This window comes from Gaetbulibacter sp. M235, from assembly GCF_043876835.1.
GTDB lineage: Bacteria > Bacteroidota > Bacteroidia > Flavobacteriales > Flavobacteriaceae > Yeosuana.
Genome location: NZ_JBAWJZ010000009.1, coordinates 48,396 through 67,743, shown reverse-complemented (window position 1 = coordinate 67,743; position 19,348 = coordinate 48,396). Strand labels below are relative to the sequence as shown.

Annotated in this window: 17 protein-coding genes; 5 read left to right on the top strand and 12 right to left on the bottom strand. The window is 31.4% G+C overall.

Translation table 11 applies throughout. The features are described 5' to 3' along the window. The first annotated feature begins 95 nt into the window (after window positions 1-95). The 4 genes from V8G69_RS13905 (at window position 96) to V8G69_RS13890 (ending at window position 4,612) form a co-directional block, all read left to right on the top strand. Entirely contained in the window at window positions 96-2,069 is a 1,974-nt protein-coding gene (locus V8G69_RS13905; RefSeq protein ID WP_394882657.1) for an LTA synthase family protein, read from the top strand. A gap of 5 nt (window positions 2,070-2,074) precedes the next feature. Next, entirely contained in the window at window positions 2,075-2,956 is an 882-nt protein-coding gene (locus V8G69_RS13900; RefSeq protein ID WP_394882655.1) for a diacylglycerol/lipid kinase family protein, read from the top strand. Window positions 2,957-3,085: 129 nt separating this feature from the next. Then, on the top strand, window positions 3,086-3,625 hold the full coding sequence (locus V8G69_RS13895; protein WP_394882654.1) for a phosphatase PAP2 family protein: 540 nt from the start codon (window positions 3,086-3,088) through the stop codon (window positions 3,623-3,625). 6 nt (window positions 3,626-3,631) lie between these two features. Continuing rightward, a complete protein-coding gene (locus V8G69_RS13890; RefSeq protein ID WP_394882653.1) occupies window positions 3,632-4,612 on the top strand; it encodes a phosphatase PAP2 family protein in 981 nt (326 codons plus the stop codon). A 9-nt stretch (window positions 4,613-4,621) separates the two neighbouring features. On the opposite strand, the gene V8G69_RS13885 is transcribed toward V8G69_RS13890, so the two are convergent. Genes V8G69_RS13885 through V8G69_RS13875 form a run of 3 tightly spaced genes read right to left on the bottom strand, consistent with a single transcriptional unit; the run spans window position 4,622 to window position 6,808 of the window. Further along, a complete protein-coding gene (locus tag V8G69_RS13885; protein WP_394882652.1) occupies window positions 4,622-5,191 on the bottom strand; it encodes a phosphatase PAP2 family protein in 570 nt (189 codons plus the stop codon). Beyond that, on the bottom strand, window positions 5,191-5,418 hold the full coding sequence (locus V8G69_RS13880; protein WP_394882651.1) for a hypothetical protein: 228 nt from the start codon (window positions 5,416-5,418) through the stop codon (window positions 5,191-5,193). Before V8G69_RS13880 ends, V8G69_RS13885 begins: the two co-directional genes overlap by 1 nt. Next, the gene (locus tag V8G69_RS13875; protein ID WP_394882650.1) at window positions 5,405-6,808 is read right to left on the bottom strand and encodes an MATE family efflux transporter; all 1,404 of its coding nucleotides are present in this window, start codon (window positions 6,806-6,808) and stop codon (window positions 5,405-5,407) included. Before V8G69_RS13875 ends, V8G69_RS13880 begins: the two co-directional genes overlap by 14 nt. Window positions 6,809-7,152: 344 nt before the next feature. Here V8G69_RS13875 and V8G69_RS13870 point away from each other — a divergent pair, with 344 nt between their 5' ends. Further along, a complete protein-coding gene (locus V8G69_RS13870; RefSeq protein WP_394882649.1) occupies window positions 7,153-8,094 on the top strand; it encodes a hypothetical protein in 942 nt (313 codons plus the stop codon). Here V8G69_RS13870 and V8G69_RS13865 read toward each other — a convergent pair. The 9 genes from V8G69_RS13865 to V8G69_RS13825 all read right to left on the bottom strand — a co-directional run bounded on the left by V8G69_RS13865 (window position 8,089) and on the right by V8G69_RS13825 (window position 19,221). Beyond that, the gene (locus V8G69_RS13865; protein ID WP_394882648.1) at window positions 8,089-9,030 is read right to left on the bottom strand and encodes an NAD(P)H-dependent flavin oxidoreductase; all 942 of its coding nucleotides are present in this window, start codon (window positions 9,028-9,030) and stop codon (window positions 8,089-8,091) included. The two genes, V8G69_RS13870 and V8G69_RS13865, sit on opposite strands and share 6 nt — an antisense overlap. Then, window positions 9,031-10,653, bottom strand: coding sequence for a S8 family serine peptidase (locus V8G69_RS13860; protein ID WP_394882646.1), 1,623 nt, complete (start codon window positions 10,651-10,653; stop codon window positions 9,031-9,033). Between the two features lie 26 nt (window positions 10,654-10,679). Further along, the gene (gene mnmA, locus V8G69_RS13855) at window positions 10,680-11,867 is read right to left on the bottom strand and encodes a tRNA 2-thiouridine(34) synthase MnmA (protein ID WP_394882645.1); all 1,188 of its coding nucleotides are present in this window, start codon (window positions 11,865-11,867) and stop codon (window positions 10,680-10,682) included. Between the two features lie 76 nt (window positions 11,868-11,943). After that, entirely contained in the window at window positions 11,944-12,642 is a 699-nt protein-coding gene (locus V8G69_RS13850; protein ID WP_394882644.1) for a toxin-antitoxin system YwqK family antitoxin, read from the bottom strand. Between the two features lie 70 nt (window positions 12,643-12,712). Then, window positions 12,713-14,611 carry a membrane protein insertase YidC gene (yidC, locus tag V8G69_RS13845; protein ID WP_394882643.1) on the bottom strand — a complete coding sequence of 633 codons (1,899 nt, stop codon included), beginning with the start codon at window positions 14,609-14,611 and terminating at the stop codon, window positions 12,713-12,715. 63 nt (window positions 14,612-14,674) lie between these two features. Then, entirely contained in the window at window positions 14,675-16,315 is a 1,641-nt protein-coding gene (locus V8G69_RS13840) for a CTP synthase (protein ID WP_394882642.1), read from the bottom strand. A 153-nt stretch (window positions 16,316-16,468) separates the two neighbouring features. Next, complete coding sequence (locus V8G69_RS13835; protein ID WP_394882767.1) at window positions 16,469-16,696, bottom strand: DUF3820 family protein; 228 nt, start codon at window positions 16,694-16,696, stop codon at window positions 16,469-16,471. Between the two features lie 8 nt (window positions 16,697-16,704). Further along, entirely contained in the window at window positions 16,705-17,241 is a 537-nt protein-coding gene (locus V8G69_RS13830) for a DUF922 domain-containing protein (RefSeq protein WP_394882640.1), read from the bottom strand. Between the two features lie 45 nt (window positions 17,242-17,286). Further along, on the bottom strand, window positions 17,287-19,221 hold the full coding sequence (locus V8G69_RS13825; RefSeq protein ID WP_394882638.1) for a LysM peptidoglycan-binding domain-containing protein: 1,935 nt from the start codon (window positions 19,219-19,221) through the stop codon (window positions 17,287-17,289). Between the last annotated feature and the right edge of the window lie 127 nt (window positions 19,222-19,348).

Sequence of the window (19,348 nt, the reverse complement as noted above, 5' to 3'; positions counted from 1 at the left end):
GTACGCTTAAGACAATATTAAGAAATCACCTTATTTTAATTTAAGTTTTCAGCTTACATTTGCAAAAAACAAAGCGTAACTAAACAAACTAAACCATGTTTAACAAATTATTCCCAAGTAGGTTTTCTTTACTTAAAACATTTGTATTATTTTTTCTTATCCTATCCTTTTTTGTTAGACTAGTATTATTTATTTGGAGTTTTTCAGAAACCGACACTTCAATCTTTAATTTAATATTTACATTCTTAATTGGTTTTTTATTCGACATTGGTACTGTATCATTCTTTGCTCTACCTTATGCTCTTTACTTATTATTTTTACCAACCAAGTTTGCTGGTAGTATTTTAGATAAAACAGTAACCTACTTTGGCTACTCATTAGGCTTAATCATTTTTATATTTTCTTTTTTTGCAGAAATAACTTTTTGGGAAGAATTTAAACGTCGTTTTAACTTTATTGCAGTAGATTACTTAATATACACCAACGAGGTAGTTAAAAATATTAATGAATCTTACCCTATTCCTTTACTTTTAAGCATAATACTTTTAGCTTTTTTAGTACTCTTTTTTATAACAAAAAAAAGAGGTGCTTTCAAAGAAACATTTCAAAGTAAATCAAAATTTGGAAATAAATTAATCCCAACATTAACCATAGGAATAATTGTATCTATTTTCTCTTTATTCATTCAAAACAAAGATTCAGAACAATTTGATAACAGATACAACAACGAACTTTCTAAAACAGGTATTTACTCATTTTTTGCTGCCTTTAGGAATAACGAGTTGCCTTATGTGAAATTTTACAAAACTATTGATGAACAAAAAGCCTTTGCAATTGTAAAAAGTGACTATAAGTTGAATAACGAAAGTTTTGTAAATCCTGACAAGAACGAAATACTAAGAACTGAAATAAATTCAGATTCCTTAAACAAGCCTCAAACACCAAACATTATATTTATCTGCATAGAAAGCTTAAGCGGTAAATTTTTAAACTCTTTGGGAAGCAATTTAAATATCACACCTCATTTAGACTCTTTAGCCAACAACGGCTTATTTTTTAGCAATCTTTTTGCCACAGGAACTAGAACGGTAAGAGGTATGGAAGCCATAACTTTATCTATTCCTCCTACACCAGGGAGAAGTATTGTAAAAAGAAAAAACAATCATGACCTATTTACAATAGGTGAAATTTTTAAGGAAAAAGGGTATGAAAGAAACTTTTTTTATGGTGGTGACGGATATTTTGACAACATGAATAACTATTTTGGTGGAAATGGTTTCAATATAATTGACAGAGGTCGTGGTTTTTTGCTGGATAGTGGTATCAAAACCAAACGCACCAACATTGAAGACGATGAAGTAACTTTAGAAAATGCTTGGGGAGTTTGTGATGAAGATATTTATAATAAAGTAATTAAAGAAGCTGATAAAACTTTTGAAGAAGGCACTCCTTTTTTTGATTTTATTATGACGACTTCAAACCATAGACCATACACGTATCCTGAAGGAAGAATTGACATCCCATCTGGATCAGGCAGAAATGGCGCAGTAAAATACACCGATTATGCTATTGGAGATTTCATAAAAAAAGCCAAATCCAAACCATGGTTTGAAAACACTATTTTTGTTATCATGTCCGACCATTGTGCCAGTAGTGCCGGCCGTTGGGAATTAGATGTTCAAAATTATCATATCCCAGCAATCATTTTTAACGCCAAAAACACAACACCTCAAAAAGTTAATAAATTATGTTCTCAAATTGATTTATTTCCGACAATTTTTAGTCTATTAAATTGGGATTACACAAGTAATTTATTTGGCAAGGATATTTTAAAAATGAATTTGACAGATGAACGAGCTTTTATAGGAAATTACAGAAAGCTAGGTTTATTAAAAGGAAATAGCCTTATGGTTTTGAATGAGCAAAGTGGATATGATTTTTACAAATGGAATAAAACAGATAATAGTTTAAAAGAAATACCACTTGATACCACTTTTTTAAATGAAACCATTTCATATTATCAAGTAGCAGATTATTTATATAGAAACGAAGGACTCAAAATAAAATAAACCTATTGAAACATATACATTTTATTATAAACCCAATTGCCGGTTCTGGCAACCATAAAATCAATCAAGAGTTCCTTCAGCGGTTTTTTGATAAAAGTAGCTATGTAATAGCTGTTAAATTTTCGGTACATAAAAACCACACAACACAATTAACGCAAGAGTCCATAAAAGAAAATGCAAATATTATTGTTGCCTGTGGTGGTGACGGCACAGTTAATGAAGTAGCCTCATGTATTATAGGCACACCAATTCTATTAGGTATTATTCCCTTAGGGTCTGGAAACGGTTTAGCATCCAACCTTAAAATACCTAAAAACATTAAAAGGTCTATTGAAATTATTAAAAAAAACGAAGTCAAAAAAATTGATGTAGGCCTTTTAAACGATCGTTATTTTTTTAGCAATACTGGTGTTGGTTTTGATGCTTATGTTATAAAACATTACGAAGAATCTAATAACAGAAAACTGTTTAGTTATGTAAAAGCTGTATTTAAATCATTTAAGTTCATGAATGATACACGTAAAGTTGATGTAATAATTAACAACGAAAGCTTTAAAGTAAAACCATTTATGATTTTTATTTCGAATTCAAATGAATTGGGTTATAAAGTTAGTTTAACACCAAAAGCTTCATTAGAAGATGGATTACTTGATGTTATTATTGTCTCTAGATTAAATGCTTTTAAAATTCTTTTATTTAGTTTTTTAATGATTTTTAAAAGGCATCATCTAATAAAAGAAGTAGAAAGTTTTCAAACAAAAAACTTAATACTTTCGCGAAAGGATTTTGATCATTTTAAGATGCAAATTGATGGTGAGTATCGTTTAATTGAATCAAATGAGATAAATATATCCATATCAGAAAAAAGACTAAATATTATCTGTTAATCTACCCTGCCCATTATAATTTTAAATGAAAATCATATCTGTTAAGTGAGAATTTTTCCTTAACTTAAGGATATTAATTACTAATGCAATTAGTAATTCAAAATGAGACCTTTTGTCTATATTCTTTTTATGATTTTCCCAATAATCCTTTTTGGGCAAGACACTTATAATGCAGTAGACAAAAGAGAAAAAGTAGTTCAAGACATTGGTGATGTTTTGCAATTTGCACCAACAGCTGCATCAATTTGTACCTTAATTATTTTAGAAGACAAACAAGGAAGTATACAATTTTTAAAGTCATTTGCTTTAAGTTTTGGATTAACCTATGCTTTAAAATTCACAATTGATAAAAATAGACCCATAGGGCGTACCGATGGATTAGCCTTTCCTTCTGGTCACACTTCTAATGCTTTTCAAGGAGCTTCATTTTTACAACGACGCTATGGCTGGGTTTATGGAATTCCAGCTTATTTAGTTGCAAGCTTTGTGGCTTATTCAAGAATTCATGGGGTTGATCACAGGCATGATGGATATGATATTCTAGCTGGAGCTATCATAGGTATAGGAAGCACATACTTCTTTACTAAACCTTATCAAAAAACACAACTGGAAGTATCATTTAATAATGATTTTAATGGTTTCATAATTGGCATAAACTATAAGTTTTAAATTATAATGAAAATTTTAAACGTCATAAGTTCAATTTTTTTAGGTTTATTATCCATAAATAGTATTGCCCAGAAGCAAAATACAAATACTATTCAAACCATTAGTATTTCTGATTCTGTTAGTTATAGTTATAAAAAACCAACATTTAATGAGATTTACAAACACATTCCAAAAGATATAGCCCAATTTGCGAATTTTACCATTCAAAAAGATAATTTAAAATGGACAAGTCTGGCATTTGGTTCTACAATAGCTCTTATTCCATTTGATCAGCAATTAACTAATGGTGCCATAGATTTAGGTCATAGAATCGATTGGGACAAAGATCATTCATACAATAAAGTTTTTGGGGTTTTAAGAATTATACCAAATGACATCAATTCTGCAGTTTATTATATTGCTAATGGTGGAACAACAGTTCTATTAAGTGGTACTTTTTATGCCATTGGTAAAATAAATAATGATTACAGAGCATTAACTACTTCAAATGAACTCGTTGAAGTATTGTTATCTGTTGGTCTGGTAACTCAAACCATAAAACGTATTACCGGACGACAAAGCCCTTCGGAAGCTATATTAAGTGGTAATTCTGGTGGTCATTGGACCCCGTTTCCAAGCTTTAACGCTTTCCAAAGCAACACACCAAATTATGACGCCATGCCATCTGGTCATATAGCAACTTTTATGGCTACCATCACAGTGATTTCAACAAATTACCCAGAAATTAAATGGATTAAACCTATAGGTTACACATTAATGGGAATTATTGGTTTTGAAATGGTTAGCAGTAAAGTTCATTGGGTTTCAGATTACCCTATAGCAATATTAATTGGCTATGTTATAGGCAAAAATGCAGCAAATAGAAGAATTTTAAAAACTAAAAAGACAGACATAACCAACGAAATTAAAGAAGCGAAATTTAAGACTGATTTTAACTTCATTTTTACTAATCAATATAAAACGATTGGCGTAACGCTAACCTTTTAAATGCATTCTCTAAACAGAAATATAGCGCTTTAAAAGATACTTGGCAATCTTGTAAAAAGCAAAACCCGATAAAGCTCCAAAAGATAATCCACAAATAATATCTATTGGATAGTGAACTCCAACATAAATTCGGCTATAGGCAACCACAGCACTCCAAAAAAGCAACATAAAAATCAGATTCTTATAATATGACCTTAATGTTAAACCTGCAAAAACTGCTGCAGCCATAGAATTTGCAGAATGTCCTGAGAAAAATCCATATTTACCACAACGAACAGCTATAAACCGTATTTGTCCCATTAAACTTTCCTCACCACAAGGCCTTGGTCTTTCAAAAGTTCTCTTAAAGATATTAGTCACCTGATCTGTAAATGTTATCATTAAAGCAATAATAATCACAAAAATTAAAAGTGATTTTAACCCAAATTTCTTATAGAGAAGAAACAATAGTAAGGCATAGAGAGGAATAAAAGTATATGTATCCGTAATAATTAGCCAAAAATTATCCCAAGTTGGCGAGCCTAGATTATTAAGAAATATGAATAGGGTTTTATCGTATTCTATTAACCGATCAATCATTATTCTTCGTATAAAGAAATTTCTCTATCATAAAATTCGGTTGCAAGCTTTATCATATTTTCTGTTTCTGCTGCTAATTCCTTTTCATCTTCTTCATCAAAGTCTTCAAACCATTCAACTTCATCATCTTCAAGATTTATAATAAATCTTGGAAATTCTGTATGTATAACATAGATGGCATTAGGATAATCTGTGTTATCGCCCAATATAAATTTAGGAAGTTGCATTGTTAGAAAAATTTAAATTATTAGACAAAATTAACTTTTTGGTTAGATAATTAAACCTAATATACAATAAAATTGCTGCGGTTGTTAATCCTGCCAAAAGTCCTAACCAAATTCCAAAACTCCCATAGGCTTCTTCTTTTCCTAAGAACCAACTAATAGGAAATCCAATAATCCAATAAGAAAAAAATGTAATAAGTGTAGGCATTTTTACGTCTTGAAGTCCTCTTAAAGCACCTAAAACAATAACTTGCAAACTATCACTGATTTGAAAAATGGCTGCCGCTATTAGCAAAGTAGATGCTATTTTAACAACTTCAGTATTGTCGATTAAATTTTTAGCGTCATTATAATCAACATATATTTTAGGTAAATAATTATTGAAACTAAAAAACAAAACAGCAAAACTTAAAGCGAGAATAATTCCAAATAGAAAAATTGAAAAAGCTATTCTGCGCAGTTCAAAAAAGTTTTGCAATCCTTTTTGGTTTCCAACTCTAATCATAGCGGTAACACTCAATCCCATAGCAACCATAAAAGTCATAGAAGATAAATTTAGAGCAATTTGATTGGCTGCTTGAGGATTCTTGCCTAAAGTACCACTTAACCAAATAGCTGCGGTAAAAATGGCAACCTCAAAAAACATTTGCATAGCACTTGGAGCCCCAAGATTTATTATTTTTTTTATCATTGAAGTATCCAATTCAAATAATTTAATGTTGGTAACAAAAGCTTTAGATTTTTCTTTTCCTTTAAGCAACCACCAAATATGTAAAACCATAACAAATCTTGAAGCCAAAGTCCCATAAGCAGCACCAACAATACCAAGTTCAGGAAATCCGAATTTTCCAAAAATCAATATATAGTTTAAAAACACATTAACAACGTTACCCAAAAGCGTAGCATACATGGGATATCTTGTCATAGATAAACCATCACTAAATTGCTTAAACGCTTGAAAAACAATTAATGGGATCAAAGAAAATGCTACTAAATCTAGATAAGGTATAGCAAATGCTACCACTTCTTTTGGCTGTTTCATTAAGTGCATAAGTGGTTTTGCAAAAAATACTAACAAAAACAATGAAACTCCAAGTACAGTGCATAAAAACAATCCGTGTTTAAATGCCGATTTGCCATTTGTGAAATTTTTCTCAGCATCTGCCTCTGCAGTTAAAGGTGTAATAGCTGTTGAAAATCCAATACCTAATGACATGGCTATGAACATAAAACTATTACCTAGGGAAACTGCTGCCAATTCTGCCGTTCCCAGTTGTCCAACCATTATATTATCAACAAAACTAACAAATGAATGACCGAGCATGCCCAACATAACAGGCGCGGCCAGTTGCCAATTATATTTAAATTCTTTTGTATAATTTTTTAAATGCATGCTGCAAAAATAAACTTTAGAGGTTGTTTTAACCAATTTTAGAATGTCGTTTTGAAGAATTCTTAAAAATCAAATTCAATTATGTTAATAAATTATCATAACTTATTAATAAACAGGAGTTTATTTTTAATAATTTTGATTGTCTCCAAAAAACCTTTCGTCAAAAATATATATAGAAACATTTAGCTTTTATGATTTATAGGGATTAAAAGAATTTCAGCCTATAGGTTTCAATATTAAAAAATGGGAAATAGTATTTCCCGTTTTTTTTGTTATCATACAAATTATTATTTTCATTGAAAATTCAAAGAATAACAATAAGTACATTGCATAAACTTTTTAATATGAAAATAACTGCGATCATAATATTTTTTATTTACTATAATTTCACTTACTCACAGCAAACAATCAACCCTTTTTTAGAAAGTATAGTTAAACAATTCCCAAATGTTAGGGATACTGCCATATCAACTAATGGAAATGAAGTCTTCTTTTCTGCCCAAAGTGTTATGGGGAACACTTCTGCTATTATGACGGTTACTAAAAAAGATGCTGTTTGGAGTTCACCAAAAGTTGTCAGCTTTTCGGGGCAATATTTTGATATTGAACCTTTTCTTTCTTCAGATGGATTAACATTATATTTTGCTTCTAACCGACCATTGGACTCAAACTCAAAAGAAGTTAAAGATTTTGATATTTGGTATGTAAAAAGACAAAGTATTAAGGATGCCTGGTCTGAACCAATTAATATGGGAAGCCCAGTTAATAGTAAAAATGATGAATTTTTCCCTTCACTTACAGAAAATAAAAATATTTATTTTACAATGGACAATCCTCAACTTAACAAAAAGGACGATATTTATGTAAGTGAATATCATAAGGGCAAGTACACAACACCGATACCTCTAGATAATTCGATTAATTCTGATGGCTTTGAGTTTAATGCTTATGTATCTTCTGATGAAACTTTTATGATTTACACTTGTTATGGAAGAAAAGATGGTTTTGGAAGTGGTGATTTGTACATTAGTTATAAATCTGATGATGGTTGGACTCAATCAAAAAACCTTGGTGATAGTATTAATTCAAATAAAATGGATTATTGCCCTTTTATTGATACCAAATCAAATATTTTATACTTTACAAGCAAGAGAGACAATTCAAAAACAAGCTTTGATAAACCTCAAACCTTAGATGAATTATTAAAAGAATTTTATAAGTATGACAATGGATTAAGCAGGTTATATCAAGTTTCTGTTTTGGAATTACTAACTCAAAAACTATAATATTTTTACCTGATTTTTAGCCATATTAAATTCTTCAATCATATCTGAAACAATTTGGGCAACAGGTTTTATATCATGTATCAATCCAGCAATTTGACCTATTTCAAGCTCTCCTTCAATTAAATCTCCTTCGAACATTCCCCTTTTTGCTCGAGCTCTCCCCAAAAGTGCATTTAACTCTTCAACTGTTGGAGCCTTTTTATACAATTCCTGAACATCATTATAAAATTTATTTTTAATCAATCTCACTGGCGCTACCTCCTTTAAAGTTAGCTGTGTATCTCCTTCTTTGGCATCAACTACAACCTTTTTAAATGAATCATGAGCCGAAGACTCAACACTAGCAACAAAACGACTTCCAACTTGTACACCATCAGCTCCTAAAACCATGGCAGCCAACATGGCTTGACCTGTCGCAATGCCACCAGCGGCTATTAAAGGAATTTGTATTTGCTCTTTAACCATTGGAATTAAAGTTAAAGTTGTGGTCTCATCTCTTCCATTATGGCCTCCCGCTTCAAAACCTTCAGCTACAATAGCATCCACACCAGCTTCTTGAGCTTTTAAAGCAAACTTTACACTACTCACTACATGAACAACAGTGACACCTCGTTCTTTTAACCAACTAGTCCATGTTTTTGGATTTCCTGCAGATGTAAATACAATTTTAACGCCTTCTTCAACAATTATATCCATGATTTCCTGAATATTAGGATACAACATAGGTACATTAACACCAAAAGGTTTGTTAGTTGCTTTTTTGCATTTTTGAATATGTTTACGCAATACATCAGGATACATGGATCCAGCACCAATCAGTCCTAAAATCCCTGAATTACTAGCTGCCGAGGCCAATTTCCATCCACTATTCCAAACCATACCTGCTTGAACAATTGGATATTGTATATTGAACAACTGAGCGATTCTATTGGCCATTTATTGCTTTATGATTTTTATTATTTTTGATATGCTCTTTGATTGTATTTTTGCTATATAAATACCTTTTGAAAATGTTGACATATCAATTTGATTAGAAACCTCTGAAATTGATTGATCAAGAACTCGTTTACCTAAAATATCAAAAATACTGACCTTTACGTCACCTATATCGGACGGAAGTCTAAAATAAATCAATTCTTTTGTTGGATTAGGAAACAGGGTTATATTTTTACTCTCATTTGAGTTTCCATCAGCAATTATGGCATTATCTAAGGCTAGTTGCAAATCTGGAATACCATACCCCAAATAATAATCTGGTGAACTGTATTGTGACGCTGATTCTCTTACCAATTGCATAATTTCTGCATTTGTTTTATTTGGCAAAGCTTGCCATAAGCAAGCAATTCCGCCTGCCATTATTGGAGAACTAAAGGATGTTCCGTTAGCCGTTCCTATAACATCATTTTGATTTATTACAAAGCTTGCTTCGCCTTGTGCTACTACATCTGGTTTTTGAGTAGGCTGAATTGCACTTCCCATAGAACTGAAAGAAGCATAATCACTATTAGAATCAACAGCACCAATAGAAAACACTCTGGCAGAATCTGCCGGTGCGTTAACACCTGCATTTCCTTCATTACCTGCTGAATTAACAATTAACAACCCTTTCTCGAAAGCAATATTTGCACCTTTAGTTATGTAAGTTGTATATCCATCAAAATCAGAAGCTGAATAATTATAATTGGTATTGTCATAAAAGCTACCATATCCTAAAGACGAATTAATCACATCCACCCCTAAACTATCTGCACGTTCTGCTGCTTCCACCCAATAACTTTCCTCAACAGGATTTTCATTTAGTCCATCTTCAGTAATAAACAAATAATAGGATGCATCTGGAGCGGTTCCAACATATTGACTTTCAATATATCCTGCCATTGTACTTAAAACTAATGTACCATGATTGGTAGCATCACCAATTCTGTTTATATATACATCATCATCTCTATTCACAAAATCATAAGTTCCCATAATATGACCTGCATTTCTTAAACGTTGAAATGATGACATACTATTTACTTTTGGAAAAGCAGCATCAAGAACTGCTATTGTGATTCCTGTTCCGGTATAATCGGCTAAATGAAGTTGGTCTCCATTAAACATTTGAATTTGATTAGCCGCTTCGCCATAATTAAACACCGTAAAAATTTCTTGAAATTTTGAAATTTTCTTTTGCTGTGCACTCTTTGATGCATTCAAACTTTTATCGGCAAAATCAATGGAGCTAACAAAACTTAGTCCTAAAAGGGCATTTATGTCGGTTTCAGTTCCTCTAACATGAACAGCATTAAACCATTTTGATTTTGCTAATACTAAAATGCCTGATTGCACTTTAAGTTGAGAAATATAGTTTTCATTAACAGGCACGTCACGTTCATCAATAACAACGCCATGAGCATTTTTTCTGTCAATAGCTTTTTGGGTGAGAATGGTTATGGGATTTGCTAACGAAGTTGAAACATTATTTTTATCTGTTAAATAAACCCAAGCATCCTGTTCTTGGGAAAAACCAATTATAGGTAAGACTATTAATATGAATATAAGGAGGTGTTGTTTCATAATTTAACAGCATAATTTTAAGCAATTTATGAAATTACTCCTGAACCAACTAATTCATCTTGTAAATACCATGCAACAAACTGACCTTCTGTTATGGCAGATTGTGGGTTTTCAAACTCTACATACAATCCTGAATCCACTTTATATAATTTAGCTTTTTGCAAAGGTTGACGATAACGGATTCTTGCCATAACTTGCAAAACCCCATCAGTTTCTAAAGCTAAATCTTCACGAATCCAGTGTAGTTCCTCATTTTTTACAAATAAAGCATTTTTGTACAACCCAGGATGTTGTTTCCCTTGTCCTGTATAAATTATGTTGGTTTCTACATCAGTTTCTATAACAAATAGTGGCTCTGCATTGCCGCCAACAGCCAACCCTTTTCGTTGACCTTTTGTAAAATAATGCGCACCTTGATGTTTGCCCACTACTTTACCATCTTCTAAATGGTATTGAACTTTTCGAGATAAAAACTCTAACCGATCTTTATCATTACTGAAATTTGGTTGATTTAAATTATAAAGATTATTGTCTTTAGAAATTTCAACAATTTTTCCTTCTTTTGGTTTCAATTGTTGTTGCAAAAAATCTGGTAGTTTCACCTTTCCTATGAAACATAATCCTTGAGAATCTTTTTTTTCAGCCGTCACTAAATCTAATTCTTGGGCAATCTTTCTAACTTCTGGTTTTGTTAACTCTCCTATAGGAAATAAAGATTTTGCCAATTGTTCTTGTGATAACTGACATAAAAAATAAGATTGATCTTTGTTTGGATCAACACCCGCTAGTAACTGATAAATTTCTTTTCCATCTTTATTTATAACACCTTTTCTGCAATAATGACCAGTAGCCACATAATCAGCACCAAGTTCCATGGCTATTTTCATAAACACATCAAACTTAATTTCTCTATTACAAAGTACATCTGGATTTGGTGTTCTTCCATTTTCATATTCCTTAAACATATAGTCGACAATACGTTCTTTGTATTGTTCACTTAAATCAATGGTTTGAAATGGGATTCCGAGTTTATCGGCGACTAGCATAGCATCATTACTATCATCTAACCATGGGCATTCATTAGATATAGTTACAGAATCATCATGCCAGTTTTTCATAAACAAGCCTATAACTTCATAACCTTGCTGCTTTAACAAATAAGCTGCAACACTAGAATCTACTCCTCCAGAAAGTCCTACAATTACTCTTTTCATATGACAAATTTACAAATAAAAAAAGGTAACACTTATATGCTACCTTTTTAAAATTCTTTATTAAAACAAATAGCTTTTATGTTTTTTTTATATACTTTGGTTTATATGTAAAATCTTTTTCCTCAATTAATTTACCATTTTCATAGGTTTTCCAAATTCCATCCTTTTTACCTCTTTTATAACTCCCTTCTAAAATTAATTCGCCTTTAGGATTGTAAAACTTTGAAAGACCGTGCAATACACCATTTACATATTGAAATTCTTTTAAAACAATGTTTTTTTCTGAATACCAAACAGAATCACCTTCTAATTGACCATGTACATAAAATTGTTTTTCAGCAATCTGCCCGTTTTCATAATAAACAGACCTATCTCCATTTAAAAGTCCTTCATCATCATAATTTTCTAAAGTGAGTAATTTATTTGAATTTTTTTGATAATATTTCCACTCACCTATATATAGTTTTCCATCCATTTGGCCTTCACTTACAACTTTACCTTTTGATGTAAAAAAGGTAACATAGGATTTATTATTAGTTTCATTAAATTGCTTTGTAGCAGTAAGTGATGCTTTTTGGTCAACATTTTTGTAATACTTAAACAGCCCTATTTCTTTACCATGATTAAACTCTCCTTCATATCTTAAAATAGTGGTGTTCTCATAATATTTTTTCCAAATACCATGACGCATTCCATCTGCATCTAATTGATTGATTGTTTGAGCTGAAATAAATCCAACTGCAAAAATAAATATTGAAACAAATACTTTTTTCATATTCTAATTAACGACAACTTGTTACTGAAATTGTATATAACAAAAAAGCTGCCAAAAGGCAGCTTTCAAATTATTTACGCTTTTGATTTTGCTTTTGTTTTTCTGCCTGTTCCATCATTTCTTTCATTTTCTTCTGGAAACGATTTTCTTTTTTTGGCTTCTTTTTATTTTCCTGTATTCTAGCATGAATTTTATCTTCATCAATAATAAAATTCTTGATTACTAACATAATACCAATAGTAATTAAGTTCGAAACAAAATAATATAGACTCAATCCCGAAGCATAATTATTAAAGAAGAACAGCATCATTAAAGGAGAAAAATACATCATGTATTTCATCATTTTACTCATATCTGGCATACCTTCTTGTGTAGGTTGCGATGCCATTTGTTGTCCAGTTGTCATTTGCATATAAAAGAATATGGCAACCGATGCCAATATTGGGAACAAACTTACATGATCGCCATAAAACGGTATGTGAAATGGTAATTTAGCAATCGTGTCATATGAAGATAAATCTTCTGCCCAAAGGAAACTTTTTTGACGTAAATCAAACGCTGATGGGAAAAATTGAAATAAGGCATAAAACACCGGTAATTGTGCCAAAGCCGGTAAACATCCTGCCATTGGGCTTGCTCCTGCTTTACTATACAATGCCATAGTTTCTTGTTGCTTTTTCATGGCGTTGTCTTTGTACTTTTCGCTAATCTCAGCAATTTCTGGCTTTAAAACTTTCATTTTTGCCTGAGACACATATGATTTATAGGTAACTGGAGACATAACAATTCTAACCAAAATAGTCATAAGAATGATTGCAAAACCATAAGGTAAGAATGAACTTAAAAATCCAAACGTTGGAATAAATACATAACGGTTAATCCAGCCAAAAATACCCCAGCCTAAAGGCACAACTTCATCTAAATTTCTATCGTAGGCGTTTAATATTTTATAGTCTGTTGGTCCAAAATACCAATCCATGCTTTTATTAATTTCTCCAGAAGCCAATTCTAAAGGTAATTTAGCCTCAAAAGATTTTGTAAAAACCGTATCAATTTCCTCATCTTTAATTAAATTTTCAGACTTTAAATCTGCATTTTTAAATGGTGAATCCGCTAATAAAATTGAGGTGAAAAAGTGCTGTTTAAACGCTACATAGGTCACATCATCAACAGTATCTTCAGAAAGTCCACTTTGTCCAAGATAATTATCTTTACCTCCTTCATACTCATAAATCAACTCCGTATATCTGTTTTCATAAGATACACTTTTAGCATGACGATAGGTTTTAATTTTCCAATCTAGGTTGATAGGTTGAGAAGAGTTTATAATATTGTCAAGTCCTTGAGATCTGATGGTAAAACCAATCATATAATCATCTTTCTTAATCTCATATCTGTATTCTAAAAACTTGCTTTCAGACACTTTAAGTTTCATAGAAACAACCGTATTATCTCCATTTTTTGTAATGGTTGGTTGAAAATATAAATCTTGAGTATTTAATATGCGACTGTCTGTAGTACCAAAATTGATATTAAAAGCAGAATTGTTACCCTTTATTAAGTAAACAGGAATGGAATCAAAATTTACAAAGTTCTTTAATTTGATTTCAGAAAGATAACCACCTTTATTACTGAACTTTAATGCTAAAACATCGTTTTCAACAAGTGTTTCAGTTGCTGAAGCTGATGGTAATGTTGATGAATAGGCAAAAGCTCCTAATTTTGATTTTAATGCCTCCAGCTTCGTAGAATCTGTAACTGTTTCAACTGAAAAATCTTCAGCAGTCGTTACAATAGCATCTTTTTGTTCTTTTGCTTTTTCTTCAGCAGTTTGTTGTTCTTGTTTTGCTTTTTCCTGTTCAGCAACTTGCTCTGGTGTTGGTTTATTTTGCCAAAGCATGTACATTAATATTCCGAAAATAAGGGCAAAACCTATTATCGAATTAATATCTAATTTTTTTTCTTCCATTTGCTATAAATTTCTCCTCTTAAAACTTGAGGACATAGGTATTAATCAAAAAACCAACCAATTTTAGTTTTGTGACACACTGGCACCTTTTTTACTATTTTTAAATTTTAATGCTGCTTTTACAAACGCTACAAATAGCGGATGTGGCTTGGCAACCGTACTGCTATATTCTGGGTGATATTGCACACCAATAAAAAACGGATGTGTAGGTATTTCTATAATTTCTACTAAATTGGTATCTGGATTTAAACCAGTAGCAATCATACCAGCTTCTTCAATTTCTTTTCTATAGATACCGTTAAATTCATAACGATGTCTGTGGCGTTCTTTAATACTTTCCGCTTTATAAATTTTGCGAACAGCACTTCCCATCTTTAAATCACATTTCCAAGCACCTAAACGCATGGTTCCTCCTTTATCAGTAATTGTTTTTTGTTCTTCCATAAGATCAATTACCGGATTTTTGGTTTTAGGATTCATTTCTGTTGAATCTGCATCTGGCAAATTTAAAACGTTACGAGCAAATTCAATCACAGCCATTTGCATTCCTAAACATATTCCAAAAAATGGCATATTATTTTCACGCACATATTTAACAGCCACTATTTTTCCTTCAATACCACGCTCACCAAAACCTGGTGCCACCAAAATACCGTCTAAATGAGATAGTTTTAACTTAATATTATCTTCATTTAAATATTCAGAATGAATAGATTCAATATTAACTTTAACTTCATTTTCTGCACCTGCATGAATAAAAGATTCTAAGATAGATTTATAGGAATCCTGCAACTCAACATACTTTCCAATTAACCCAATATTAACAACAGTTTTTGGGTTTTTAAGTCGGCTTAAAAACGTGTTCCAATGTGTAATATCAAGTTTAGAGCTTTCTAAAGCCAGTTTTTTCAAAACCACTTTATCTAACCCTTGCTGCAACATCAAATTTGGCACATCATAAATGGTAGATGCGTCTATAGATTGAATTACTGCTTCTTCTCTAACATTACAGAATAATGCTAACTTTCTGCGTAAATCATAAGGCAAATCATATTCTGTTCTACAAACCAAAATATCGGCTTGTACTCCACTTTCCATCAATGTTTTTACACTATGTTGCGTTGGTTTTGTTTTTAATTCTCCTGCAGCAGCCAAGTACGGCACTAAGGTTAAATGAATTACAATAGCATTGTTTTCACCTAAATCCCATTTTAACTGTCTAACGGCTTCAATGTATGGTAATGATTCTATATCACCTACAGTTCCACCAATTTCAGTAATAACAATATCATAATCGCCAGAATTCCCAAGAATTTGAATACGTCGTTTAATTTCATCTGTAATATGAGGAATTACCTGAACTGTTTTTCCTAAAAACTCACCACGACGTTCTTTTTCAATCACGCTTTGGTAAATTCGCCCTGTAGTTACATTGTTGGCCTGACTTGTAGGCACATTTAAAAAACGTTCATAGTGCCCTAAATCTAAGTCGGTTTCTGCTCCATCTTCAGTAACATAACATTCGCCATGTTCGTATGGATTTAAAGTTCCTGGATCTACGTTAATATACGGATCTAATTTTTGGATAGTAACTCTATAACCTTGTGCCTGAAGTAACTTAGCAAGCGAAGCTGCTATAATTCCTTTTCCTAAAGATGAGGTAACGCCTCCGGTTACAAATATGTATTTGGTTGTTTTTGTCATGTTGCGCTTATAAACGCAGGCAAATTTACAAAATTAAAATAGTTATTAAAGCATTGTTTTAGTAATTTAAAAGGTATTTATAAACAACGTTTTTTTAGTAAAAAGTGAATTTATTGATTAATTCTGTACGAAAATTAAACGAACAAAAAAATTCTACTTAGGATATTGTTTTTTAATGTTTCTAATCAGCTCTTCCAAACCGTTTAGTTTGAGTTCGTAAACCGTTTGCAACATATCTCCTAATTTACCTTTTGGAAATCCTTGGTTATGGTACCATACCACATAATATTCTGGCAGGTCAATTAGATAGCGGTCTTTGTATTTACCAAAAGGCCTTTTGGTATGTGCCAAGGTTATCAAGAAATTTTTATCGGGTTGCAATAACACAGCTATTCTGATTTATATGAAACTAATGTTTGTAATTCTTTAGTAATTTTTTGTTGCCAAAGTAATTGAGCTTCTTTATTTATTGAATTATTAGTTTCTGCATCATATTCATTTTGCCTAACTGCCAATTGCTCATTTATTGATTTTTGCAATGATTCTAAATCATTTTTTATGGTTTTTGAAACTTTTAGCTGTCCTAGTTGCTGTCTAAATTTACGGGCATAAAGCTCGGTAATATCATAGTGCAATTGCTCATGAGACAAAATATAATCATTAACCAATTCTGGTTTAAACCACGACTCTTCTGGGAAAAAACAGGCTTCCACTTTAGTTTTAAAACTTACTGCTTTAAAAGCATTTTGTTTGATATAATATTCAAAATTAATACCTGATGCTGTAATTGCTACAGCTTTTAAACTCTGATTTGCTTCTCCTTTAAAATCATTCCATGATAATTTATAGGATTCTCTCCAAGTGATTATTGGTTCATCTTTTTGAACACAAATAAAGCAACAAAATAAAATGATTATTCTTGACAAACGACAAAAAATAAGTTTGAATTAAAAAACGATTTTATGTTTAGCTTATTGCTGAACTTCAACAATTCTTAAATCCTGGTACTTCACTAAATAACCTGAATCGTTATAATAACCTCCAAAAAGTTTCTTTTTGTATTCAAACTTGTTTTCAACATATTCTGTTAAAGGTGTTTCGTTTACAGACTTGTACAAATCATCTGAAGTTACTAAACGCAACACGACATCCATAGTTACATCAAAACCTCTAATCGCTCTCTTATTTGGTGTAACATGATAAACTTCCTCATATTTCTTGATGAAATAATTATTGTCTTCAATGTTTTTTGTTTTCGACATGGTAGCAAAAGTAAAACTCAAATTAGACAAGTGTTCATTAGATATTTCATCACTCTCAAAAGCTGAGTTATTGTTCGTGGTTACCAATACAATGTCTTTTTTAGCTATGTTCCCATCAGCATTTCCAGCGGATATTAATGAATTTAATATACTAGTTGCATTGGATGCCAGTCCTTCGTTTTGCGTTTCAAGAAATACAACATTTAATCCTGGTTTTAAAACACTTGCAATATCATCAACCAATATGTAATTGGCATCTTTTCCTTCTTTACTTTTTCTTGAACGCACTTGGGTAGCAAAAGTAAACTCTTGTTTTAACTCAGCTGCAATCGATGCATTTTTAGTGTCAGAAATAATGACAATATTTTTTGGCACAGAAAGCGATTTCACATAATTAATGGTTTTACTTTTTAACAATTCTGCTGAAGGCCTTGTTTGAAAAACGTTATCGTATAGATTTAGATTTTCGCCTATTGGCGACACCACAGGCACGTTGTATTTTTTTAATTCAGAAGCTGCTCTTTCAAAGTTATTTGGAGTTAACGGTCCGATAACAGCATCTAAATTTTCAAAATCATTGTTTTCAATAATTTTAGATACTTCACCAACTTGGTATTTTGTATCGTAAACATCTACTTTAAGTGAAATTCCTAAAGTTTTTAATGAGTCGATAGCCATTAATATTCCTGAGTGAAAATCTAAAGATGCATTTAGATACGGATCAGAAGTAATACTCTTTTTTGTTCCTGGAATAGAATCAAAATCTACTCGATCTAAACGAAACGGCAACATAATCGCAATATGTTTTGTTTTGTAGTCTTTAATTTTTTCAATTAGATTGTTGGCTATTTCGTCAGATTCAAAAGATTCGGTGTTAAGATTGTAAGGCACTTTTAAAATCATCCCATCTTTTAATCCACTTTCTTTTAATCCAGGATTTAACGCTTCAAGTTGGTCTTGTTCCAATCCTAATTTTAGCTTTAATCTATAAAATCCTTCTTTAGGTAACACTTTATAGTAACTGTACTGCTCATCAACTACCTTTTCATCTGTTTTGGTAATATTGGGTACATTAATAACTTCACCTTCCTGCAATACTTCGCCCATATTTGGGTTAAGAGACTCCAATTCGGCAAGTGTAATGCCAAATTTATAAGCAATGCGCCATTTTCCCTCTTTAGGCAAAACCATATAAGGTTTTGTTAGCTCTTTGGTTCGAGTAACCTCTGTAACTTTAAAAACTGGAATTTGTAATTTATCCCCTTTACGTAAAGGGTTTGAATATAAAAACGTGTTGTATTTTTTAATATCGTCTTCTGAAACATCATACTCTTTTGCTAAACTGTATAACGTTTCTTTTTTACCTGTCCTATGGGTTTTAAAACCCTTCAGCTCTTTTGTAACAGTAACTTTTGGTGTAGAATCTGTCTTTGGTTTAGGAATAATTAAAAGCATATTTGGCTTTAAACCCTTTTTTGCATCTGGATTTAATGAGTAAATATCAAAAGGAGTTACATAATATTGTTTAGAAATACTTTCAATAGTCTCTCCTTGTTTAACTTTATGAGTCTTGTAATTTTGGGCATTAACTGTATTAATACTTATAAAAAAGGCTAAACAAACAATGGAAAAGAATTTAATCATGTATACTAATTTTTAAATTGCGTTAAGGATGGAAACAACATCCTTTTCTTTTTTATACACATAACATGCCAAAAAGAAAAGATATCGTGTACAGCCTGACAATATTTTTTGAACTCACTTGTTATAT

Coding starts and splice junctions, on each gene's coding strand:
- V8G69_RS13905 (WP_394882657.1), top strand. CDS start 96: ATGTTTAACAAATTATTCCCAAGTAGGTTTTCTTTACTTAAAACATTT.
- V8G69_RS13895 (WP_394882654.1), top strand. CDS start 3,086: ATGATTTTCCCAATAATCCTTTTTGGGCAAGACACTTATAATGCAGTA.
- V8G69_RS13890 (WP_394882653.1), top strand. CDS start 3,632: ATGAAAATTTTAAACGTCATAAGTTCAATTTTTTTAGGTTTATTATCC.
- V8G69_RS13885 (WP_394882652.1), bottom strand. CDS start 5,191: ATGATTGATCGGTTAATAGAATACGATAAAACCCTATTCATATTTCTT.
- V8G69_RS13880 (WP_394882651.1), bottom strand. CDS start 5,418: ATGCAACTTCCTAAATTTATATTGGGCGATAACACAGATTATCCTAAT.
- V8G69_RS13875 (WP_394882650.1), bottom strand. CDS start 6,808: ATGCATTTAAAAAATTATACAAAAGAATTTAAATATAATTGGCAACTG.
- V8G69_RS13870 (WP_394882649.1), top strand. CDS start 7,153: ATGAAAATAACTGCGATCATAATATTTTTTATTTACTATAATTTCACT.
- V8G69_RS13865 (WP_394882648.1), bottom strand. CDS start 9,030: ATGGCCAATAGAATCGCTCAGTTGTTCAATATACAATATCCAATTGTT.
- V8G69_RS13860 (WP_394882646.1), bottom strand. CDS start 10,653: ATGAAACAACACCTCCTTATATTCATATTAATAGTCTTACCTATAATT.
- mnmA (WP_394882645.1), bottom strand. CDS start 11,867: ATGAAAAGAGTAATTGTAGGACTTTCTGGAGGAGTAGATTCTAGTGTT.
- V8G69_RS13850 (WP_394882644.1), bottom strand. CDS start 12,642: ATGAAAAAAGTATTTGTTTCAATATTTATTTTTGCAGTTGGATTTATT.
- yidC (WP_394882643.1), bottom strand. CDS start 14,611: ATGGAAGAAAAAAAATTAGATATTAATTCGATAATAGGTTTTGCCCTT.
- V8G69_RS13840 (WP_394882642.1), bottom strand. CDS start 16,315: ATGACAAAAACAACCAAATACATATTTGTAACCGGAGGCGTTACCTCA.
- V8G69_RS13825 (WP_394882638.1), bottom strand. CDS start 19,221: ATGATTAAATTCTTTTCCATTGTTTGTTTAGCCTTTTTTATAAGTATT.